Below are 23,279 nucleotides of genomic sequence, written 5' to 3'. Positions count from 1 at the left end.
TTTTTTTATTTCATAACTATTATGCTTCGTTTTTACGCTATTTCTAGCATTATTTTTCTCAAAATTCCTTAATTTCGCGACGCGATTAGAATATTGATATCATGAACGGTAAATTTCCTGAATATAAAGGACTTGACTTACCAAAAGTTGCAGAAGACATCCTCAACTATTGGCAAGAAAATAACATCTTTGAAAAAAGCATTTCTACGAGAGAAGGTCATACACCTTTTGTCTTTTTTGAAGGGCCTCCATCTGCCAATGGATTGCCTGGAGTACACCACGTTTTAGCACGTGCGATTAAAGATATTTTTCCACGTTATAAAACCATGAAAGGCTACCAAGTAAAGCGTAAAGCAGGTTGGGATACTCATGGCTTACCTATTGAACTTGGTGTAGAAAAAGAACTTGGTATTACCAAAGAAGATATTGGAAAAACAATTTCTGTCGAAGATTATAATGCTGCCTGCCGTAAAGCCGTCATGCGTTATACTGATGTGTGGAATGACCTCACACAAAAAATGGGCTATTGGGTAAATATGGATGATCCATATATAACTTACGATCCTAAATACATGGAAAGTGTTTGGTGGTTGCTCAAACAAATTTACGACAAAAGCTTATTATACAAAGGGTATACGATTCAGCCGTATTCGCCTAAAGCTGGAACGGGGTTAAGTTCTCACGAACTAAATCAACCAGGAACATATCAAGATGTGACCGACACCACTGTGGTTGCACAATTTAAAGCTAATGAATCCTCATTGCCAGATTTTTTACAAAATGAAGGTGATATCTTTTTCTTAGCATGGACAACAACACCTTGGACATTACCAAGTAATACAGCGTTAACCGTTGGACCTAAAATTGATTATGTTTTAGTAGAAACGTACAATCAATATACGTTTCAGCCAATGAACGTGATCTTAGCTAAGAAATTAGTAAACTATCAGTTTTCTGGAAAGTATAATTTGGTTGAAGAAAAATCAGACTTATTAGCTTACAATTCAGGAGATAAAAAGATACCGTATTATGTGGTTAAGGAGTTTAAAGGTTCAGGTTTAGTTGGAATAACTTATGAACAATTATTACCATACGCTTTACCAAATGATAATCCGGAAAATGCCTTTAGAGTGATTTCTGGAGATTTCGTTACAACCGAAGATGGTACAGGAATTGTACATACAGCACCAACGTTTGGAGCAGATGATGCCATGGTTGCTAAACAAGCAACACCAGAAGTTCCGCCTTTATTAGTGAAAGATGATAATGGCAATTTAGTGCCATTAGTCGATTTACAAGGTCGTTTTAGACCAGAATTAAACGAGTTTGCTGGTAAATATGTGAAGAATGAATATTACGCAGAAGGTGAAGCGCCAGAGCGTTCAGTTGATGTTGAACTTGCCATTAAATTAAAAGAAGAAAATAAAGCCTTTAAGGTTGAAAAATATAAGCATAGTTATCCAAATTGTTGGCGTACAGACAAACCTATCTTGTACTATCCGTTAGACTCTTGGTTTATCAAAGTGACTGATGTCAAAGATAGAATGCATGCCCTTAATACAACGATTAATTGGAAACCTGAGTCTACTGGTACTGGACGATTTGGGAACTGGTTAGCTAATGCAAACGATTGGAATTTATCACGATCACGTTATTGGGGAATTCCATTACCAATCTGGAGAACCGAAGACGGTAAAGAAGAAATTTGTATTGGTTCTGTTGAAGAGTTAAAAGCTGAAATGGCTAAAGCTGTTAAAGCTGGTGTCTTGGCTAAAGATATCTTCGAAAGTTTTGAAGTAGGAGATTTTTCAGATGAGAATTATGCGAAAATAGACTTGCATAAAAATATAGTTGATGACATTGTATTAGTATCTGAAAGCGGTCAACCTATGAAACGTGAAAGTGATTTAATTGATGTATGGTTCGACTCTGGTTCGATGCCTTATGCACAATGGCACTATCCGTTTGAAAATAAAGAATTAATCGATGATAAAAAATCATTTCCAGCCGATTTTATTGCTGAAGGTGTCGATCAAACACGTGGTTGGTTTTATACCTTACATGCTATTGGTACAATGGTGTTTGATTCTGTAGCCTACAAAAATGTAGTGTCTAACGGATTGGTTTTAGACAAGAATGGGCAAAAAATGTCTAAGCGTTTAGGTAATGCTACAGATCCATTTGAAACCCTAGGAACATATGGTGCAGATGCCACTCGTTGGTATATGATTATGAATGCCAATCCTTGGGATAACCTTAAGTTTGATTTGGATGGAATTGAAGAAGTGAAACGTAAGTTCTTTGGAACATTATACAACACCTATTCATTCTTTACCTTATATACAAACCTAGATAATTTTACGTATTCTGAAGTTGATATTCCTTTAGCAGATCGACCAGAAATTGACCGTTGGATTTTATCCGAATTGAATACATTGATTCAAAAAGTAGATGATTACTATGCAGAATATGAACCAACAAAAGCAGCGAGAGCGATTTCAGATTTTACACAAGATTATTTAAGTAACTGGTATGTACGATTAAGTAGAAGACGTTTCTGGAAAGGAGATTATCAATCGGATAAAATTTCAGCATATCAAACACTATATACTTGTATGGAGACTATTGCTAAGTTAGGAGCGCCAATTGCACCTTTCTTTATGGATAGATTGTACCTAGATTTAAATGCCGTGACTAACAAAGAAGACTTTGAAAGTGTACACTTAGCAGATTTCCCTCAATATGACGCCTCTTATGTTGATAAACGTTTAGAACGTAAAATGGAAAGTGCGCAAACAATTTCTTCACTGGTATTATCGTTAAGAGCTAAAGAAAAGATTAAAGTGCGTCAGCCTTTACAGAAAATTATGATTCCTATTGATAGTCAAACCCAAAAGGAAGAAATATTAGCGGTTTCAGATTTGATCAAATCTGAAGTAAATGTTAAGGATGTTGAGGTTCTAGAAGATGCTTCAGATATATTGGTGAAACAAATAAAACCAAACTTTAAAGTTTTAGGGCCACGTTTTGGACAAGACATGAAAGCTGTGGCTCAGGCAGTTAACAACTTTACAGCTGAAGATATTAAAAAAATCGAGCAAAATGGCGTTTTAAACGTTGAAGTTAATGGAAAAAACATTACTTTAGAACAATCTGATGTTGAGATCACTTCTAAAGATATTGAGGGTTGGCTTGTCGCAAGCGCTGGAGCATTAACTGTTGCTTTAGATGTTACTTTAACTGAAGATTTAAAGAAAGAAGGTATTGCAAGAGAGTTGGTAAACAGAATTCAAAATTTACGTAAGGATTCTGGATTTGAGCTCACCGATAGAATTGCAGTACAGTTTAAAAAAGACGATCAAATTATTAACGCGATAAACACAAATTTAGAGTACATTAAAACAGAAACATTAACCGATGAGTTAGAGATTTTAGAGGACTTAAATAATGGTATAGAAATTGCTTTTGATGATGTAAATACCAAATTGTTTATTAAAAAAATGTAGAAATTATGCCTGACAAAATAAGATATTCAGATAGCGACTTAAGTGAATTTAAAGCACTTATTCAAGAAAAAATAGAAAAAGCACAACATGATCTAGAGTTGATCAAAAGCGCTTACATGAATGACCATAATAATGGTACAGACGATACGTCACCAACGTTTAAAGCGTTTGATGAAGGTAGCGCTGTTATGAGCAAAGAGTCAAATTCTCAATTAGCGATTCGACAAGAAAAGTTTATTCGTGATCTCAAAAATGCTCTAATTCGTATTGAGAATAAAACATATGGTATTTGTCGTGTCACAGGAAAACTAATTAATAAAAAGCGCCTAGAATTAGTACCTCATGCTACACTTAGTATTGAAGCAAAGAACATGCAGAAATAATTTTACATCACTATAAAAAAACGTCTCATAAGATTTATGAGACGTTTTTTTATATACTACAATTAGATGTATTAATTAGCGTTTACAATATTAACCCTATTTTTGTTGATGCTTAAACCCAAAAAATGTCTTTAAAAAAAGCTACTATTCTTATCATTCTCATTTTGCTTATCGATCAAATAAGCAAGTTTTATATTAAAACCCATTTTACTCTAAAGGAAAAAGTAGAGGTCTTAAGTTGGTTTCAAATTGCCTTTGTAGAAAATGATGGGATGGCTTGGGGAACAAAACTTAGTGATTTTATTCCTTCCATTTCTGATAGAACAGCAAAGGTGTGTTTGACATCATTTAGAATTATTGCTGTTTTTGGCATAGGTTATTGGCTACATACATCTATAAAAAGTAAAAGCCCTAAGATTTTAATTTTTGCTATTTCACTTATTCTAGCTGGTGCCTTAGGTAATATTATAGATTCTGTGTTTTATGGGATTATATTTGATTCTAGTGATGGTCAAGTAGCTACATTTTTACCAGATCAAGGTTATGACACGCTATTTCATGGTAGTGTGGTAGATATGTTGCATTTTCCTATTTGGGAAGGAAAGTTACCAAATTGGTTACCTTTTGTTGGTGGAAACTCAGCCAGTTTTTTTGACCCCGTTTTTAATATAGCAGATATGGCTATAAGTACGGGAATAGGAATTTTAATAGTCTTTAATAAACGCGCTTTTAGATAACCTTAAGCAGTTTTTGTAAATACAGCTTCAAGCTGATCTATTTCTACAGGCTTTACTAAGTAGTTTTTTACACTTGATAAAGACTTTGCCTTAGCTATATCTCTTTGATTAATGGAAGAACTTACCACATAGAGTGTAATTGTTTTTTTTATCTTATTCCTTATCGTTGTAAATCGTTCAATAAATTCCCAACCATCCATAACAGGCATATTCAAATCAAGCAGTATAACCTCTGGAATAAATTTATCTTCTAAATTTTGAAGAATGGTTTCAAAATACTCTATGCCATCTTTGCCATCATTAAATACAAGAAGATTGTCACATAGTTTTTTAGTCTCTATAATTTTCCTTATCAAATTTACATAGATACTGTCATCGTCAATAATGCAAGCGAGTTTAATTTTATCGGTCATATCTATTAAAATTTAATGGTAAATGTAGTGCCTTCGTTCAATATACTATTTACTTTTATTTCTCCGTTTAAAGATTCTATTTGATTTTTGGTAATAAATAAGCCAATACCAACAGCATCTTTATTATAATGAAACGTTTTATACATTCCAAAAACCTTGTCACCAAATTTTTCCATATCTATTCCTGCACCATTGTCTTTAACTTCTAAAACCACACGGTCATTATCTTTATAGTCAACAGATGTTTTTACAGTAATGATAGGATCTCTATCAACATGTTTATATTTGATGGCGTTGGTTAATAAATTTAATAAAATACTATCCATGTAAGCAGGAATATAGTCTACGTCTTTAACCTCACTAAAGTCAGGAAGTATGGTAACGTTGTTTGTCGATATGATTTGACTTATTGAAGTACAAACTTGATTTAAGGTTGCAGCAAAGCTTACCTTTTCTCTATGTTGGTCTGCATTGGTTTGAATCGTTACAACTTCGTTTAAATGTTCGATTGTGGTATTTAAACTATCAGACACATCTTTAATGTTGTCCATTAATTCTAACTTTTCTTCGACGCTGTCCATATCATCGATGAGTTGAACAATTAGCGATAGATTGCTAGAATGAGATCGTAAATTATGAGATACAATATGTGCAAAATTGAATAATCGAGAATTTTGAGAAGCAATGATTTCCGATGTTCTTTCAAGATTGATCTCTTTTTGCTTTACATCATCAATATCTTGAAACACACCTCTTAAACCAATAATCTCTTTATTATCATTAAATACAGGCTTTCCCATAGCTCTAGCCCAAAACTTTCTATTGTGTGCTGTAACCATTAAAATTTCAACATCAAATGGTTTTCCAGACATTCCACATTCCATAAATACATTTGTGGCTAGTGCATGATGTTCTTTGGCGTATAGTTTTAATCCCATTTTTAATGATGGGATAAAGTCTTCAGGATATTCTAATATTTTACGGGTGATATGATCCCAATAACTTTTCTTCTTTTCAAAATCTATATACCAACTTCCGGTAGAAGTCATCATAGCAGTCTCATGATAATAAAACGTACCACCTCTTACCTTTTCATGAGTGTTTAACTTGGATTTGAAAAAGAAAATGGTTTTTGAGTTTTCTTTTGAATCAATAGTGATGTCTTCATTTGTTTTACATACGTACTCTAGATATTTTCCTTCTTTACTTCGTAGCAGCACATTTTGCTTAAAGTCGACATCATGTCTAACTAGGTTGTAGAAATTATCTTTAAAAGGAGCACGATAATCCTCATGAATAATATTATTTAAGAAAAAGTCGAGTTTGATGGTAACATCATTTGGTTGGTAACCGAGATTATTGATAAACGCTTTTGACCAATAACTTGTATTGTCATTTAATTCCCAATAGCAATAGTCACTATTAGAAATTAGCTTTTCTTTTAGGGCAGATTCCGTCATTAATTAGTAGGTTAAGAATCAGATTTAGGGATTAAATTCTTATGTTAAGGAATGCAATATATAAAAAAAATGCATTTAATCTAATTTTTATGCATTTAATCGATAAAAACTAATTAAAGAAATGTATAAATCTTGTTAGGAGTAATACAATAATCTAACTTGACATCAGTGTCGTAGATATCAGAAATTTCTTGCTCTGAACTTTGAAAAAAGGAAAGTCCAATCTTTAGTGTTTCAGGTTTACATGTTGCTAAAAACGCATCGTAAAATCCTTTTCCGTAGCCTACACGATGTCCAGTATTATCAAAAGCGAGTAATGGAATAAATACCACATCAATTAGAGAGGAGTTAATGGGAATTCCATCCACAGGTTCTGGAATATTCCATTCGTTTTTTTTGATTTTAGTATTGTCGGTCAATAAGTAGTGCGACATTTCAAGCGTAGAAAAATTGCTTTTAGAAATGACAATATTCTTGTCTTTTCCTGAGAGAATATTGAGTATGTAGTCAGTATTAATTTCGTTATGCTCAGTAATAGATAAAAAGAGATGATAAAAATCACGATCCCAAATTGGTAAAGCGAGCAATTGATTTGCAATTTGCAAACTCAATGTTTCAATTTGTTCTTCGGAAAGATGCTTTCGAAGTTGTTTATAGGCTTTTCGTAATTCTGCTTTAGTCATTTTTTAAAGCTGTTGAAATATGAAAGATCGCATCACCTTGATAAATAATTGGAGATTCGTTGATATTAAAGATATAGCCGTCATTTGGCGCTTTGACAAAGTGATTAAAACTCCCATATGGGTCTGTGATATGACCAATAACATCGCCTTTTAAAACATGAGTATTTATCTTGACAGTGGGTTTGAACATTCCAGAGTAATTGGCGCGAATCCATTTACTATTTGAAATAAATACACATGATTTTTTTGGTTGTGAAACTTTAAACTTGCTATTAAGCATTTCTAAATGATCTAATACACGTTTAGCACCATTTACACCTGTGTTTGTAATTGTATTGTCAATATTAAACGATTTTCCACCTTCAAAAAGAAGTATAGGGACACCTAATTTATAACAGGTATTTCTAAACGACTTATTGAGGTTCTTCGAGTACAAAACAAAAGGGGCTCCAAAGACTTTTGCCAGCTTTTTGAGGTTTTTTTCACCTTTGATAATCCTAATTTGAGCTGCATTAAAACGATCTGCTCCGCCTGTATGGAAATCAATTACCAAATCGGCATGAGGTAAAATTTCGGTTACTAATTTAAAAGCAACCCGACTGGCTAACGAACCACCTTTAATTCCTGGGAATACACGATTTAAATCTCGACCATCTGGAAATTCTCGATCCATCTGGATGAAACCAAAAACATTAATAACAGGAACACAGATAATCGTTCCTCTCTTTGGTTTATTGATGCCTTTGGCAATAATCTGTCTAACAATTTCTACGCCATTTACTTCATCTCCATGTATGCCAGCGGTAATTAAAACTGTTGGACCTGGTTTTTTCGAGCGTTCAATAATAACAGGAACATCAATAGTATTCTGCGTGTGAAGTTTAGCAACATTAAAACTTACTGTTTTGCTTTTTCCTAGAGGGACATCCTCACCTAAAATTTCTAATATGTCTTTTTCGCTCATCTATTTTCTGTTGCGTTCAATAAAAGTGATAATCGCTCTAGCAATATTTTTTCCTGTAGCAGTTTCTATACCTTCCAATCCTGGTGTTGAGTTCACTTCTAAAAGTAATGGACCTCTTTCAGATTGTAACATATCAACACCGCAAACGGGTAATTTCAATGCTTTTGAAGCATTCATAGCAACACGCAATTCATCAGTATTCAATTTTATAATATTAGCACTTCCGCCACGATGCAGATTAGATCTAAATTCACCTTCTTTTCCTTGGCGTTTCATAGCACCTACTACTTGTCCGTCAACAACCAAAGCTCTAATATCGGCACCTTTTGCTTCTTTAATATATTCTTGAACAATGACTCTGGCCTGCAATCCGTTAAAGGCTTCAAGTACAGACTCTGCTGCATTTTTTGTTTCAGCTAAAACAACACCTAAACCTTGAGTGCCTTCTAAAAGTTTTATGATCACTGGAGTTCCACCTACATGTTCGATAACTTCCTCAACATCTCGAGAGTAATTTGTGAACACGGTTTTTGGCATTCCAATACCAGCTTTACTTAAGCGCTGTAAGCTTCTTAATTTGTCACGAGATCGTAAAATGGCATCTGAAGTTACAATAGTAAATACACCCATCATTTCAAATTGTCTTACTACAGCACAACCATAAAAAGTAACCGAAGCTCCTATTCTTGGAACAATAGCATCTACATAGTCTAAGTAGCGGTCTTTATAGTAAATGGTAGGTTTTTCTTTTTCAATGATAATATCACATTTAAGAGGATCAATAACTTCCATATCATGACCCCTTGCTTCTCCTTCTTTTACCAGTCGTTGGGTCGAATATAAATGTGGGTTTCTAGATAAAATGACAATATTCATGTAAGGTGCTTAAGGTGTTTGGTAACTCATAAAACCAAACCCATTTAACGATGTTGCAATATACTAAAATACGTTAGCATTTAATTTTTACAATATTAGCTTTTCATTTACCTTTGAGTAATGCAAAAACCTACGTTAGATATTCAATTAAAGACCTTACCTCGTCAGCCTGGCGTATATCAATATTTTGATGCAGATGATAATTTAATTTATGTAGGAAAAGCAAAAGATATAAAGAAACGTGTGAGTTCATATTTTACGAAAACACATGATAATGGTAAGACGAGAGTATTAGTAAAAAAAATAGCTAGTGTTAAACATATCGTTGTTGATACCGAAACCGACGCACTTTTACTAGAAAACAATCTTATAAAAAAATACAAGCCACGTTATAATGTATTGCTTAAAGATGATAAATCCTATCCTTGGATTTGTATAAAAAAAGAACGTTTTCCTAGAGTGTTTTCAACACGACGTGTGTTTAAAGATGGTTCTGAATATTTTGGACCCTATACTAGTATGAAGACGGTTCACACTTTACTCGACTTAATTAGAGGGTTATATCAATTACGAACGTGTAATTTTAATTTATCTAAAGAAAAAATAGAAGCAGGAAAGTATAAAGTCTGTCTTGAGTATCATTTAGGGAATTGTAAAGGACCATGTGAAAATTTGCAAACAGAAGAAGATTACAATAGAAACATAGTTGCAATACGGGAAATAATAAAAGGAAATTTTAAAGACTCGTTATCTCAGTTCAAGACACAAATGAAGCAATTGGCTCAAGATATGCAATTTGAGGAAGCACAACGAATTAAGGAAAAAATAGAAGTTTTAGAAAACTATCAAGCAAAATCTACTATTGTGAATCCTAAAATTAGCAATGTCGATGTGTTTAGTATTATGAGTGATGAAAGCTATGCGTATATTAATTTTTTACAATTGTCCTACGGAAGTATTATTAGATCACATACCTTAGAAATAAAAAAGAAATTAGACGAAACAGATAAAGAATTATTGGAGCTATCAATTACAGAAATACGACAGCGTTTTAACTCTGGATCTAAAGAAATTTACGTGCCTTTTAAAGTTGATTTGGGAGACGAGATTAGAGTTACTGTTCCTAAGTTGGGAGATAAAAAGCATATTTTAGATTTATCGCTTAGAAATGCAAAGTACTATCGTATGGAGCGTTTCAAACAAGTTAAAATTATTGATCCAGATCGTCATGCGAATCGCATCATGGCACAAATGAAATCTGATTTACGCCTGTCGGAAGAACCACGTCACATTGAATGTTTTGATAATTCGAACATACAAGGAACGCATCCTGTAGCCGCTTGTGTTGTGTTCAAGGATGGTAAACCAAGTAAAAAAGACTATAGACATTTTAATATTAAAACGGTAGAAGGTCCTGATGATTTTGCATCAATGGAAGAGGTAGTATATAGACGTTACAAACGTTTATTAGAAGAAGAACAACCATTACCACAACTTATTATTATTGACGGCGGAAAAGGACAATTATCATCGGCAATTAAAAGCTTAGATGCTTTAAATTTGAGACAGAAAATTGCTATTATCGGAATTGCAAAACGTTTGGAAGAATTATTTTATCCAGATGATCCAATTCCGCTATATTTAGACAAGAAAAGCGAAACGCTTAAAATTATTCAACAATTAAGAAATGAAGCACATCGTTTTGGTATTGAGCATCATCGAAATAGACGAAGTAAAAGTGCGCTTTCAACAGAGTTGGAAACCATTCCTGGTATAGGAGAGCAAACGGTCGTGGCGTTGATGAAACAATTTAAATCGGTCAAGCGAATTTCCGAAGCCAAAAAAGAAGATTTAGAAAAAGTAGTTGGCTTATCTAGAGCTCAAAAAATAATAGATTATTACAGTAAGAAGTGAAGCGCATAGTTGTTATCATATTTATATTGTGTTTGACGTTTTCTATGAAAGCACAAGTCAATTACAAAACAGACAAACCAAAGATAGGTTTAGTCTTAAGTGGAGGTGGTGCAAAAGGATTTGCGCATATTGGTGTGCTAAAGGTTATTGATAGTCTAGGGATTAAAGTAGATTATGTCGCAGGAACAAGTATGGGAGCAATTGTTGGGTCGCTTTACTCAGCTGGATATTCTGGTAACCAATTGGATTCTATTTTTAGAAGCTTAGATTTTGAAAAAGTCATCAATGATAATCTGCCACGTTCGGCAAAGACTTTCTATGAGCGCGATAATACTGAAAAGTATGCTATAGCATTGCCATTTAATAATTTTAAACTCAAACTACCTTCAGCGCTATCCAGAGGTCAAAATGTATTTAATTTGTTGTCAAAACTCACACTTCATGTTAGTGAGGTTGATGATTTTGATAATTTACCTATTCCGTTTTTTTGCATTGCTACTAATATAGAAACTGGAGAGCAAGTGATGCTAGATTCTGGGAGCTTGCCCTTATGTATTACAGCTAGTGGTGCCTTCCCGTCATTGTTTCAACCCGTTAACATTAATGGTCAATTACTCATTGATGGAGGAGTTGCAAATAACTATCCTATTGATGAGCTTAGAGCCAAAGGTATGGATATCATTATTGGCGTTGATGTACAAGATGGTTTGGCTACGCGTGAAGAAATGACATCGGCTCCTGATGTGTTATTGCAGATTAATAATTTTAGAACAATAAATGATATGAAATTGAAGTCTAAAAAGACAGATGTTTATATTAAACCAGACATTAAAGATTTTACTGTTGTGTCATTTAGTGAAGGAAAAAAAATTATAGAAAATGGAAAGCTTGCTGCTTTAGCACAATTAGATCAATTATCACTACTACCAAAGAAATCTGATGACGATAGTAATCACAATCTGAAGATTGTTCCTAAAGATAGTATTGCTATTAATGATATTTATTTAAAAGGAAATAAAAAATACACGCGCTCTTATATCTTAGGAAAGTTAAAACTTAAAACGAACGAGAAAGTGAGTTATTCAAATTTTGACAGAGGAGTAAATAACCTTGTAGCGACTAATAATTTTGATGCATTCCAGTATGATTTTAAAAAATCTAGATCTAAAGAGGGTTATGACTTACATGCCACACTTGAAGAAAGTAAGGTCACTACGTTTTTAAAGTTAGGAGTTCATTATGATGATTTATACAAAAGTGCAGCATTAGCCAATCTCACCAAGAAACAATTACTTTTTGATAATGATATTGCCTCTTTAGATATCATTCTAGGAGATAATGTGCGATATAATTTTGAGTATCTTATCGATAAGGGGTTTTATTGGAGTATTGGTTTGCGATCACGGTACAATCAATTTGAAAAAAATATCAATGCCGAATTATTATTAGACAATGCTCAAATTACTGCTACTGGAATAAATAAACTTGATGTTGAATTGCGAGATCAAACCAATCAATTTTATTTGCAGACCTTGTTTAGAAAGGACTTTGCATTAAGCATTGGTGCTGAGCATAAGCGCTTGAATATTAAGTCTGAAACGATAACAATTAATACCGAAACTGACGAATTTGTATTTGAGAACACCGATTATTTAAGTGTCTTTGGAACACTCAAATTAGACACCTATGATAATAAGTATTATCCGTCCAGTGGTGTTTATTTTAACGGTGATTTTCATACCTATCTTTTTGCTTCAGATTTTAATACAGGGTTTGACCAATTTTCAATTGCTAAAGCAGATATAGGCTATGCCTTTAGTATTTCAGATAAATTAAGTATCAACCTTCAAACTAGTGGTGGATTTAAATTGGGAGATAACTCAACACAAACTTTAGATTTTGCACTAGGTGGTTATGGCAATAACTTGATTAATAATTTTATTCCATTCTTAGGCTATGACTTTATTTCGTTAACAGGTAATAGCTACGTGAAAGCTTATGCATGTGCAGATTATGAAATAGTTAACAAACATCATATCACTTTAGAAGCCAATTGGGCTAATGTGGATAACGATATTTTTGAATCGGGTGAATGGTTTACTCTACCAGATTATAGAGGTTATGGTGTTGGTTATGGTATCGAAACTTTTTTAGGGCCTGTTCAAGCAAAATTTAGTTATTCGCCAGAACAACGAAAAAGTATTTGGTACTTTAATATTGGCTTTTGGTTTTAGAATATTGAGAAATTTCACGATATTTGAAACATGTCAAATCTATTCTTCAAAGATTTATTAAGCTATCTTCATTTTCTTATCAAGAGAAACCCTGAATAAGCACACATATTTGTATCTTTATGTCAAGTCAAAATGTTTTGAGTTGAGCAAATTCAAACTTTTAATTTCAATTATTTAATATAAATATGTATGCCTTTTTATCATAAATTAGGAAAAATCCCATCCAAGCGCCATGTTCAATTTAGAAAAGAAGATGGAAGCCTATATGCCGAACAATTATTTGGTACCATTGGGTTTGACGGAATGTCAACTAACAGTTATCACGAACAACGACCAACACAAGTAAAAGCAATAAAAAAACAATATAGTGTTGCTCCAAAAATTGCAAAAGCAAATCATATACAATCCTATCGTTTTAGAGGGTTTCAAGTCCAGCCTGAAAATGATTATTTAGAGAGCAGAAAAGCAGTATTAACCAATAGTGATTGTACTATAATTTTAGCTGCTCCAAAACAGTCAACAACAGATTATTTCTATAAAAACTCTGATGCAGATGAACTTATTTTTGTTCATAAAGGAACAGGAAAGTTGAGAACACATCTTGGGAATCTCGATTTTAAATATGGTGATTATCTTGTAGTTCCTAGAGGGATTATTTATAAGATGGATTTTGATACCGAAGACAACAGGTTGTTTATTGTAGAGTCACGACGACCAATTTATACACCAAAACGCTATAGAAATTGGTTTGGACAATTACTAGAACATTCTCCGTTTTGCGAACGTGATTTACGACAGCCACAAGAACTCGAAACTTACAATGAAACAGGAGAATTTCTTATGAAGGTTAAAAAGCAAGACGATATATTTGAAATGGTGTATGCATCGCATCCTTTTGATGTGGTAGGTTATGATGGTTTTAACTACCCTTATGCCTTTTCAATTCATGACTTTGAGCCTATTACTGGTCGTATCCATCAACCGCCTCCAGTGCATCAAACTTTTGAAACAGATGCCTTTGTAGTATGCAGTTTTGTGCCACGTTTGTACGATTATCATCCAGAGAGTATTCCAGCACCATATAATCACAGTAATATAGATAGTGATGAGGTGTTGTATTATGTTGACGGTGATTTTATGAGCAGAAATGATATTGATGCAGGTCATATTAGTTTGCATCCAGCCGGCATTCCTCATGGACCACATCCTGGAGCCACAGAACGTAGTATAGGAAAAATAAAAACAGATGAGCTCGCTGTTATGGTAGATACATTTAAACCACTACAAATAACAGAAGAAGCTTTAAAAATAGCAGACGAAGATTACTTTAAATCTTGGTTAGAACATTAAAATAAAATATTATGGCGAAAGAAGTAAAAAGTGTCAATTATGGATTAGAAAAGATCTTTGAAGACGCACAAGATTTTTTACCACTACTAGGAACTGATTATGTTGAGTTTTATGTTGGAAATGCAAAGCAATCTGCTCATTTCTACAAAACAGCATTTGGATTTCAATCCTATGCTTATAAAGGCTTAGAAACAGGCTCAAAAGATGCTGTCAGTTATGTACTCAAACAAGATAAGATACGATTGGTATTAACAACTCCTCTAAATAGTAAATCTCCAATTAATGATCATATTGTTAAGCATGGTGATGGTGTAAAAGTGGTAGCACTCTGGGTCGATGATGCTAGAAAATCTTATGAAGAAACTACCAAAAGAGGAGCTAAGTCTTATATGGAACCTGTGGTGGAAACCGATGAATTTGGAGAAGTTGTTAGAGCAGGAATTTATACCTATGGTGAAACCGTGCATATGTTCGTTGAACGTAAAAACTACAATGGTGTATTTATGCCAGGATTCCAAAAATGGGAGTCAGATTATAATCCAGAACCTGTCGGACTCAAATACATTGATCACATGGTAGGTAATGTTGGCTGGGGACAAATGAATACTTGGGTAAAATGGTATGAAGATGTTATGGGATTTGTAAATTTTCTCTCCTTTGATGATAAACAAATCCATACCGAATACTCCGCTTTGATGAGTAAAGTGATGAGTAATGGTAATGGACGAATCAAATTCCCAATTAATGAACCAGCTAAAGCGGCTAAGAAATCTCAAATAGAAGAATATTTAGATTTTTATGAAGATTCTGGAGTTCAACATATAGCTGTTGCAACAGATGATATTATAAAAACAGTAGCCCAACTTAAAGCTAGAGGTGTTGAGTTTTTGCCACCTCCACCACAATCATATTACGATATGATTCCCGAACGATTGGGAGTGCATATGGACATGATGAAAGAAGATATAAAAGAACTTCAAAAACTCTCTATCCTTGTAGATGCTGATGAAGAAGGCTATTTACTTCAAATTTTCACTAAGCCTGTGGAAGATAGACCAACATTGTTTTTCGAAATCATTCAACGCATGGGAGCACAAGGTTTTGGTGCAGGTAATTTTAAAGCTTTGTTTGAATCTATTGAGAGAGAACAAGCAAAAAGAGGAACGTTATAAATAATTATCATATAAACGCTGTCCATTTGGGATGGCGTTTATATTTTAAATTCTAACAGAAGTATAACACCTTTGTTTATAATGGTTTCAATAAAATTTTTATTTTTGGAATAGTAATTGTAATTCTTCATTACGAACAATAAAATGTGATACTGAAAGTTACATTTACAATACTATATATGATGAGAAACTTACTACTTATAATTGGCGTTCTATTTTGTTTGCAAACTTCTACTGCCCAAAAGAAAAGTGCATTCAAAGATGGTGAATGGTTCAAATTTAGAATGAGCTACAGTGGATTCCTAAAAGCAGGAAACGCTACATTGTCGCTTAAAGAAACAAAGCTAAACGGAAAGCCTGTATACCACGTTGTTGGGAAAGGCTGGACAACTGGTGCGATTAAGTGGTTTTTCAAAGTAAAAGACAGGTACGAAAGTTATTTTGACAAGGAAACCGGAGTTCCATACAAGTTTATTAGAAAAATTGATGAAGGAGGTCACACCAAAGACATAGAGATCAAATTCAATCAAAACAAAAAAGAAGCTCAAGTCGAAAATAAAAAGCATAAAACAAAAAAGACTATAGCTACAGAACAAGATGTTCAGGATATGGTATCTGCGTTTTACTATTTAAGAAATAATTATGACACTAAAAACATTAAAGTAGGAGAAGTAGTAACCCTCAATATGTTTTTTGATGAAGAAAATTATAATTTCAAGCTCAAATTTTTAGGAAGAGAAACGATCAAGACAAAATTTGGAAAAATTAAAACATTAAAGTTTAGACCATATGTTATGGCTGGACGTGTATTTAAAGAACAGGAAAGTTTAACACTTTGGGTAAGTGCAGATGAAAATAAAATCCCTTTAAAGATTAAAGCAGATCTAGCCGTAGGTTCATTAAGAGCAGACCTTGAAGATTATAAAGGATTAAAACATTACTTTCCTATTCAATTTGACTAACCAACATGGATGACACACAACATTTTGACGATATCATAAAACAGCTTCAAGAGAAGTATACAAAAATAGATCAAGATACAGACGATCACCTTTATGGCTTGCTTTATAGCAAGCCTATTACATATTGGGACTATATACAAACAGATGCCCTTTTAAACCTTCAAATACAGCGAACAACGCTTCCTGATGAGATGGTTTTTATTGCTTACCATCAAATCAATGAATTGATCTTTAAAATGATCCTTTGGGAAATTCAACAGGTTGCAGAAAAAGAAAACCTTAATGTTGAATTTTTTGAAAATAAAATTATGCGTGTTAGTCGCTATTTTGATATGCTAACTACGTCCTTCAATATCATGCGTGAAGGGATGGAGATTGAGCAATACATGAAATTTCGATATACACTTACGCCAGCGAGCGGATTTCAAAGTGCACAGTATCGAATGATTGAGTTTGCTTCAACAGAATTAATAAACTTGATTGATTACAGATTTAGAAAAACCATAGATCGTAATACACCTTTTGAACATGCCTTTGAGCACTTGTATTGGCAGGCGGCAGGAAAAGATTATAAAACAGGTAAAAAATCAACACTCTTAGTTAATTTTGAAAAACGATACAAAGGCGATTTCATTCGTTTTATGCAAACTTATAACACTAAAAATCTATGGTCGCGTTTTAAAGAACTTCCAAAAGAAGATCAACAGGACGCAGATTTGGTTAAGGCCATGAAGCATTTTGATTATACTGTAAATATCACTTGGGTTATGGCACATTATAATGCTGCAAAACACTATATAGAAAGTGGAACAGGAGATGGTGAAGCCACAGGTGGAAGTGACTGGAAAAAATATATGCATCCAAAATACCAAAAACGCATTTTTTTTCCTGAACTTTGGAGCGAAAAAGAATTAGAAAACTGGGGAGAGAACATATAATACCATTAGCTTAATGCAACCAAAACAATTATTAATAGCACTTTTTATTTGTATTGGTTTTTTTTCATGTAAAGAAGACGAGAAAAAACCAGAGTTAGATCAATTACAAACTTATGTAGAGCCAGAACCTTTAAAAGAGTTTGGTTTAGTGCTCGACAATTACATCGTTAAAAGAGATACTATCAAAAAAGGGGATAGTTTTGGCGAAATCTTAGAGCGTAATCATATTGGTTACCCAAGAATCTTCAATATTGCTGAAAAAATTAAGGATTCATTTGATATTGGAAAATTAAAAATAGGTAAGCCTTATACACTCTTTTGTGCTAAAGATTCGCTTCAAACACCAGAGTGTTTTATATACCAGCCCAACAGTATCGATTACGTGGTCATTAAAATGACAGACTCTGTCGTTGCTTACAAAGGCAAAAAACCCATTACAATTGTACAAAAAGAAGCCTCTGGAGTTGTGATGAATAATTTGTCTGAAACAATGGAAGCTCAAGGATTACCATATCAATTAATAAATGATATGAGTGATATATATGCTTGGACTATTGATTTCTTTAGACTTCAAAAAGGAGATCGTTTTAAAATAGTGTACAATCAACGCTTTATTGAAGACAGCATTTATGCAGGTATAGAAAGTATTGATGCCGCCTATTTTGAACATAAGAGCGAACCATTTTATGCATTTAATTTTCAGGTGGATAGTATGAAACAAATTTCAGATTATTTTGATGAAAATACAAAGAGTTTAAGACGAACATTTTTAAAAGCGCCTGTGCAGTTTAGTCGAATCTCCTCACGTTATAACCTAAATCGTCGTATCAAATACTATGGTTATAAATTACGACCACACAAAGGTACCGATTTTGCGGCTCCAATAGGAACTCCTATTCTAGCTACTGCAAATGGAACCGTAACCGAATCTACAAGGCGAGGCGGAAATGGTAAATTCGTTAAGATCAAACATAATGGAACGTACAGCACACAATACTTGCATATGAAAGCACAAAATGTTAGAAAAGGTGATTTTGTAAAACAAGGTGATGTGATTGGATGGGTTGGTATGACAGGTAATACAGGTGGACCTCATGTGTGTTATCGATTCTGGAAGAATGGAAAACAAGTCGATCCATTTAGAGAGAAATTACCTGCAGCAGAATCTATTCCAGATTCTCTTAAGGCAAATTATAACGAATTTATCAAACCTTTAAAATCTCAGTTGGATAATATACAGTTTGAAGATAATAAAATTGAATTACCAACCGAAGACGAAGTACTAACGTCGAAAATACAATAATGGCATTACAAACAGTCAACCCAACCACAACAGTCGCTTGGAGTAAGCTAAGAGCACATTTCAAAACCATAGAAAATACACATCTTAAAGCCTTATTTGCAGAGCATCAAAATCGTGCTCATGATATGACCGTAAGATGGGAAGATTTTTTTGTTGATTATTCTAAACATCGCGTGTCTAAAGAAACGATAAGCTTGTTACTGGAACTCGCAAATGAAGTTGGTTTGAAGGATGCCATGCAGAAATATTTTGAAGGAGATGTAATCAATCAAACTGAAGGACGTGAAGTCTTACATACAGCTCTGAGAGTACCTGAAAGCGCTCAGGTTTTTGTAAATGGTGAAAATGTTATCCCTGAAATTTTTGAGGTTAAACAAAAAATAAAAACCTTCTCAAATCAAATAATTAATGGTGACCTTAAAAGTTATTCCAACAAACCATTTACAGATGTTGTCAATATCGGTATAGGCGGATCAGATTTGGGGCCAGCTATGGTTGTCGATTCATTATCGTATTATAAAAACCACCTTAACACTCATTTTGTGAGTAATGTTGATGGTGATCATGTCAATGAAATTATTAAAAAATTAAACCCCGAAACCACACTTTTCGTCATTGTTTCTAAAACCTTTACGACACAAGAAACATTATCTAATGCCAATACAATTAGAGAGTGGTTTTTAAAAGAAGCACCTCAAGATGCCGTGTCAAAACATTTTGTTGCAGTATCTACCAATATTGAAAAAGTAAAAGCTTTTGGTATTGATGAAAACAATATATTCCCAATGTGGAATTGGGTAGGTGGTCGTTTTTCGTTGTGGAGTGCCGTTGGATTATCCATAAGTCTAACTGTAGGCTATGATAACTTTGATCAATTGCTTCTTGGCGCACATAAAATGGACACACATTTTAAAACAGAAGCATTTGATAAAAACATCCCAGTCTTTACAGCGCTTTTGAGTGTGTGGTATAATAACTTTTTCAACGCTGAAAGTGAAGCCGTTATTCCTTATTCGCAGTATTTGAATCAATTTGCAACCTACCTTCAACAGGGTATTATGGAAAGTAATGGTAAAAGCGTTGACCGAAATGGGGATACGATAGATTATCAAACAGGAACCATAATATGGGGTGAGCCAGGAACTAATTCTCAACATGCCTTTTTTCAACTAATACATCAAGGAACAAAATTAATTCCGGCAGAGTTTATAGGTTTTGCCAAATCATTACACGGAAACCAAGATCACCAAGACAAATTGATGTCTAACTTCTTTGCTCAAACTGAAGCCTTGATGAATGGTAAGTCTAAAGATGTTGTAGAAGCAGAATTACGATCTCAAGGACTTTCCGAAGAAAAAATGAATGAATTGATACCTTTTAAAATATTTGAAGGTAATAAACCAACCACGACTATTCTTATAGAAAAGTTAACACCTCAAAGCCTTGGAAAATTAATTGCCATGTACGAGCATAAAATATTTGTTCAAGGAATTATATGGAATATTTTCAGCTACGATCAATTTGGTGTTGAACTTGGAAAGCAGCTCGCAAATACAATTTTAACAGAACTTCAAAGTGCGAATGTTATTAACAATCATGACGAATCTACTCAAAACCTCATTAAACACTACCAAGATATAAGATAGGGTTGTTAAATACTTGTTGACTTAGTGTAAGCAAAATGTTAAATTTTTAAGAATTTTTAAGTAATTTTAACAGTTAAAAATTCTTAACATTTTGGTAATACAGTATGTTCCTATTGAACGTACTTTTGCCGCAAATTTAAAACTCTAAATAATTCTTAAACAATGAAAAAAATTTCAAAATGTTTATTGGTATTTGTAGCTTTATTGTGCACTACAATTGCTTTTTCACAAAGCACAATTACAGGTAAATTAGTTGGTTCAGATATGAATGAACCATTACCTGGAGCAAATATCATTGAAAAGGGGACGTCAAATGGTACTAATACCGATTTTGATGGAAATTTTACCCTTAAAACCCAAGCTTCATCGGGAGAATTAGTAATTACGTTTGTTGGTTACAACTCACAAACAATTGCTTTCTCTGGAGATATGGATCTTGGAACAATTACTCTTGTCTCAAGTGAAGTAGGCTTACAAGAGGTACAAATTATTGCGTCTGTAGCAGTAGATAGAAAAACGCCTGTTGCAGTGTCAACAGTGAGAGCTGCAGATATCCAATTAAAATTAGGAACTCAAGAATTTCCTGAAGTCTTAAAATCTACACCTGGTGTATATGCTACAAAAGCTGGTGGTGGTTTTGGAGATGGTCGTATTAACTTACGTGGATTTAACTCTGAAAATGTTGCCGTAATGATTAACGGTGTGCCAGTAAACGATATGGAAAATGGTCGTGTTTTCTGGAGTAACTGGGCAGGATTAGGTGATGTGACAAGCTCAATGCAAGTGCAAAGAGGTCTTGGTGCTGCTAGAGTTGCTGTACCTTCTGTTGGTGGTACTATCAATATCTTAACTAAAACAACCGATGCTGAAGCTGGTGGAAACATCATGACGACACTTGGTAATGACGGGTATAGAAAATTTGGAATAACATATTCTACAGGTTTAATGGAAAGTGGTTTTGCTGCTACAGTTTCAGCTGCTAAGACTGATGGAGATGGTTATGTGCAAGGAACACCTTTTAATGCTGTTTCTTATTTTGTTAACGTATCTAAAGAGATCAACGATCAACATAAATTATCGTTTACAGCTTTTGGTGCTAAACAACGTCACGGTCAAAGACAAAACAGACATTTAATTGACACGTATAGACAAAGTGAAGACGGAATTAAATACAACTCAGATTGGGGTTTTAAGAATGGTCAACTAACGTCTATAGAAGATAACTTTTATCACAAACCTCAAATCTCTTTAAACCACTATTGGGATCTTAATGATAAAACAAGCATATCGACAGCTGCCTACGCATCTTTTGGTACTGGTGGTGGAGGTGGAACTCTAGGTAGTGATGCTGACGCTCCAGGATTTGAAAATGATGGAAGATTTAAATTTACAAGTGCAGATTATCGTATTGGAGAATTTGGGCCTTTAGATTTTGATCGTATCGTTGATGAAAATATTGCAAATGGAGCTAACGGTTCTAATGCTGCTTTAAGAGCTTCTCGTAACGACCACAATTGGTATGGGATTTTATCTACATTGAAATCAGATTTAACCGATGACTTAGTGCTTTTAGCCGGATTAGACTGGAGAAGCTATACAGGAAAACACTTTAGAGAAGTTACTGATCTATTAGGAGGTCAATTTATAATTAATGAGGATAACGTTAATAATCCAACAGGTATTGCAAGAGTAGGTGATAAAGTAGCTTATAATAACGATGGAATAGTAGGTTGGTTAGGTGCATTTGCTCAGTTAGAATATGATGTAAATGAAAATTTCAATACATTCATATCATTAAACGCATCGAACACATCTTATAAGAGAAAAGATTACTTTAATTACTTAAACGGAGATCCTCTACAAGAAACAGATCGTTTCAACTTTTTTGGTTATGGAGCAAAAGGTGGTGCTAACTATCGTATTGATATGAACCATAATGTATTTGTAAACATAGGATACTTTGAAAAAGCGGCTGATTTTGATGCAGTTTTCCCTAACTTTAACAATGATGAGATTAATGAAAATGCCGAAAATCAAAAAATCACAAGTTATGAAATTGGTTATGGTTTTAGAGGCGAGCGTCTGTCTGCTAATGTTAACTTATATAGAACTGCTTGGAGAGATAGAACAGAAACATTGTCTTTCCAATTAAGTGAAGATGAAACAGGATTTGCTAACATTTTAGGTGTAAATGCAATTCATCAAGGTATTGAAATTGACTTTGTATACAAAGCAACGGATAAATTAGACATCACAGGTATGGCATCTCTTGGAGATTGGAGATGGGAAGAAGATGTTACAGGAGTTAACATTTTAAATGAAGAACAAGAAGTCGTAGATACAGTAAATTTATTTATTGAAGATACACCTGTAGGTGATGCTGCTCAAACAACGATGGCATTAGGTGTTAATTATAGATTTGGAATAAATACGAGATTGTCTGTAGATTATAACTATTTTGATCGTTTATATGCAGATTTTGATCCAAGTGATAGAGGAACACAAGGTGCTCCAGATCCATGGGAAGTACCTTCTTATGGTGTATTTGATGCTGCTATTACTCACGGTTTCTCGTTTGGAGAGTTTGATGCGTCTCTTGTAGCTAGAATAAATAATATATTTAATACAGAATATATAGCAGATGCTTTAGACGGCTCAGGTTCAAATGCTGAAACAGCTTTAGTGTACTATGGATTTGGTAGAACATTTAGTGTAGGAGCACAACTTAAATTTTAAAA

17 protein-coding genes are annotated in these 23,279 nt (G+C 33.7%); 12 read left to right on the top strand and 5 right to left on the bottom strand.

The window, feature by feature from the left end; genetic code table 11:
- Positions 1-101: 101 nt before the first annotated feature.
- The 3 genes from ileS (at position 102) to KWG70_RS02050 (ending at position 4,626) form a co-directional block, all read left to right on the top strand.
- Positions 102-3,506, top strand: coding sequence for an isoleucine--tRNA ligase (ileS, locus tag KWG70_RS02060; protein WP_230934330.1), 3,405 nt, complete (start codon positions 102-104; stop codon positions 3,504-3,506).
- Positions 3,507-3,511: 5 nt separating this feature from the next.
- Entirely contained in the window at positions 3,512-3,889 is a 378-nt protein-coding gene (locus tag KWG70_RS02055; protein ID WP_230934329.1) for a TraR/DksA family transcriptional regulator, read from the top strand.
- Between the two features lie 125 nt (positions 3,890-4,014).
- Complete coding sequence (locus tag KWG70_RS02050) at positions 4,015-4,626, top strand: lipoprotein signal peptidase (protein WP_230934328.1); 612 nt, start codon at positions 4,015-4,017, stop codon at positions 4,624-4,626.
- A 2-nt stretch (positions 4,627-4,628) separates the two neighbouring features.
- Here the strand turns inward: KWG70_RS02050 and KWG70_RS02045 are convergent, their stop codons facing one another.
- The 5 genes from KWG70_RS02045 to rimK all read right to left on the bottom strand — a co-directional run bounded on the left by KWG70_RS02045 (position 4,629) and on the right by rimK (position 9,022).
- Positions 4,629-5,039: a response regulator gene (locus KWG70_RS02045; RefSeq protein WP_230934327.1), complete on the bottom strand. Its 411-nt coding sequence runs from the start codon at positions 5,037-5,039 to the stop codon at positions 4,629-4,631.
- Positions 5,040-5,044: 5 nt separating this feature from the next.
- Complete coding sequence (locus tag KWG70_RS02040; protein WP_230934326.1) at positions 5,045-6,499, bottom strand: ATP-binding protein; 1,455 nt, start codon at positions 6,497-6,499, stop codon at positions 5,045-5,047.
- A gap of 113 nt (positions 6,500-6,612) precedes the next feature.
- Complete coding sequence (locus tag KWG70_RS02035; protein ID WP_230934325.1) at positions 6,613-7,182, bottom strand: 5-formyltetrahydrofolate cyclo-ligase; 570 nt, start codon at positions 7,180-7,182, stop codon at positions 6,613-6,615.
- Positions 7,175-8,146, bottom strand: a complete 972-nt coding sequence (locus KWG70_RS02030) for a succinylglutamate desuccinylase/aspartoacylase family protein (RefSeq protein ID WP_230934324.1) — start codon at positions 8,144-8,146, stop codon at positions 7,175-7,177. The genes KWG70_RS02035 and KWG70_RS02030 overlap by 8 nt, the downstream gene beginning before the upstream one ends.
- On the bottom strand, positions 8,147-9,022 hold the full coding sequence (rimK, locus tag KWG70_RS02025; RefSeq protein WP_230934323.1) for a 30S ribosomal protein S6--L-glutamate ligase: 876 nt from the start codon (positions 9,020-9,022) through the stop codon (positions 8,147-8,149).
- A gap of 120 nt (positions 9,023-9,142) precedes the next feature.
- On the opposite strand from rimK, the gene uvrC reads away from it, so the two are divergent.
- From uvrC to KWG70_RS01980, 9 genes are all read left to right on the top strand, one after another.
- Positions 9,143-10,936, top strand: coding sequence for an excinuclease ABC subunit UvrC (uvrC, locus tag KWG70_RS02020; RefSeq protein WP_230934322.1), 1,794 nt, complete (start codon positions 9,143-9,145; stop codon positions 10,934-10,936).
- A 44-nt stretch (positions 10,937-10,980) separates the two neighbouring features.
- Positions 10,981-13,170: a patatin-like phospholipase family protein gene (locus tag KWG70_RS02015; RefSeq protein WP_230934321.1), complete on the top strand. Its 2,190-nt coding sequence runs from the start codon at positions 10,981-10,983 to the stop codon at positions 13,168-13,170.
- A gap of 189 nt (positions 13,171-13,359) precedes the next feature.
- Positions 13,360-14,520 carry a homogentisate 1,2-dioxygenase gene (locus KWG70_RS02010; protein WP_230934320.1) on the top strand — a complete coding sequence of 387 codons (1,161 nt, stop codon included), beginning with the start codon at positions 13,360-13,362 and terminating at the stop codon, positions 14,518-14,520.
- Positions 14,521-14,531: 11 nt separating this feature from the next.
- Entirely contained in the window at positions 14,532-15,692 is a 1,161-nt protein-coding gene (hppD, locus tag KWG70_RS02005; RefSeq protein WP_230934319.1) for a 4-hydroxyphenylpyruvate dioxygenase, read from the top strand.
- A gap of 182 nt (positions 15,693-15,874) precedes the next feature.
- Positions 15,875-16,654: a DUF3108 domain-containing protein gene (locus tag KWG70_RS02000; RefSeq protein ID WP_230934318.1), complete on the top strand. Its 780-nt coding sequence runs from the start codon at positions 15,875-15,877 to the stop codon at positions 16,652-16,654.
- A 5-nt stretch (positions 16,655-16,659) separates the two neighbouring features.
- Positions 16,660-17,592, top strand: coding sequence for a tryptophan 2,3-dioxygenase family protein (locus tag KWG70_RS01995; RefSeq protein WP_230934317.1), 933 nt, complete (start codon positions 16,660-16,662; stop codon positions 17,590-17,592).
- Between the two features lie 13 nt (positions 17,593-17,605).
- On the top strand, positions 17,606-18,895 hold the full coding sequence (locus tag KWG70_RS01990) for a M23 family metallopeptidase (protein ID WP_230934316.1): 1,290 nt from the start codon (positions 17,606-17,608) through the stop codon (positions 18,893-18,895).
- Positions 18,895-20,541 carry a glucose-6-phosphate isomerase gene (gene pgi, locus KWG70_RS01985; RefSeq protein ID WP_230934315.1) on the top strand — a complete coding sequence of 549 codons (1,647 nt, stop codon included), beginning with the start codon at positions 18,895-18,897 and terminating at the stop codon, positions 20,539-20,541. The genes KWG70_RS01990 and pgi overlap by 1 nt, the downstream gene beginning before the upstream one ends.
- Before the next feature lie 162 nt (positions 20,542-20,703).
- Positions 20,704-23,277, top strand: coding sequence for a TonB-dependent receptor (locus KWG70_RS01980; RefSeq protein WP_230934314.1), 2,574 nt, complete (start codon positions 20,704-20,706; stop codon positions 23,275-23,277).
- Positions 23,278-23,279 lie beyond the last annotated feature (2 nt).

The organism is Psychroserpens luteolus, assembly GCF_021032705.1.
Classification (GTDB): domain Bacteria; phylum Bacteroidota; class Bacteroidia; order Flavobacteriales; family Flavobacteriaceae; genus Psychroserpens; species Psychroserpens luteolus.
Note: the sequence above shows the minus strand (reverse complement) of the source record. Positions and strands in the feature narration are given on the sequence as shown.

Bases quoted from the DNA above. Each gene is read 5' to 3' on its own strand.
- hppD (WP_230934319.1), top strand. From the start codon at position 14,532: ATGGCGAAAGAAGTAAAAAGTGTCAATTATGGATTAGAAAAGATCTTT.
- KWG70_RS02015 (WP_230934321.1), top strand. From the start codon at position 10,981: ATGAAAGCACAAGTCAATTACAAAACAGACAAACCAAAGATAGGTTTA.
- KWG70_RS02040 (WP_230934326.1), bottom strand. From the start codon at position 6,499: ATGACGGAATCTGCCCTAAAAGAAAAGCTAATTTCTAATAGTGACTAT.
- pgi (WP_230934315.1), top strand. From the start codon at position 18,895: ATGGCATTACAAACAGTCAACCCAACCACAACAGTCGCTTGGAGTAAG.
- KWG70_RS02010 (WP_230934320.1), top strand. From the start codon at position 13,360: ATGCCTTTTTATCATAAATTAGGAAAAATCCCATCCAAGCGCCATGTT.
- KWG70_RS01980 (WP_230934314.1), top strand. From the start codon at position 20,704: ATGAAAAAAATTTCAAAATGTTTATTGGTATTTGTAGCTTTATTGTGC.
- KWG70_RS01990 (WP_230934316.1), top strand. From the start codon at position 17,606: ATGCAACCAAAACAATTATTAATAGCACTTTTTATTTGTATTGGTTTT.
- ileS (WP_230934330.1), top strand. From the start codon at position 102: ATGAACGGTAAATTTCCTGAATATAAAGGACTTGACTTACCAAAAGTT.
- rimK (WP_230934323.1), bottom strand. From the start codon at position 9,022: ATGAATATTGTCATTTTATCTAGAAACCCACATTTATATTCGACCCAA.
- uvrC (WP_230934322.1), top strand. From the start codon at position 9,143: ATGCAAAAACCTACGTTAGATATTCAATTAAAGACCTTACCTCGTCAG.
- KWG70_RS02050 (WP_230934328.1), top strand. From the start codon at position 4,015: ATGTCTTTAAAAAAAGCTACTATTCTTATCATTCTCATTTTGCTTATC.
- KWG70_RS02030 (WP_230934324.1), bottom strand. From the start codon at position 8,146: ATGAGCGAAAAAGACATATTAGAAATTTTAGGTGAGGATGTCCCTCTA.
- KWG70_RS02045 (WP_230934327.1), bottom strand. From the start codon at position 5,039: ATGACCGATAAAATTAAACTCGCTTGCATTATTGACGATGACAGTATC.
- KWG70_RS02000 (WP_230934318.1), top strand. From the start codon at position 15,875: ATGAGAAACTTACTACTTATAATTGGCGTTCTATTTTGTTTGCAAACT.
- KWG70_RS02055 (WP_230934329.1), top strand. From the start codon at position 3,512: ATGCCTGACAAAATAAGATATTCAGATAGCGACTTAAGTGAATTTAAA.
- KWG70_RS01995 (WP_230934317.1), top strand. From the start codon at position 16,660: ATGGATGACACACAACATTTTGACGATATCATAAAACAGCTTCAAGAG.
- KWG70_RS02035 (WP_230934325.1), bottom strand. From the start codon at position 7,182: ATGACTAAAGCAGAATTACGAAAAGCCTATAAACAACTTCGAAAGCAT.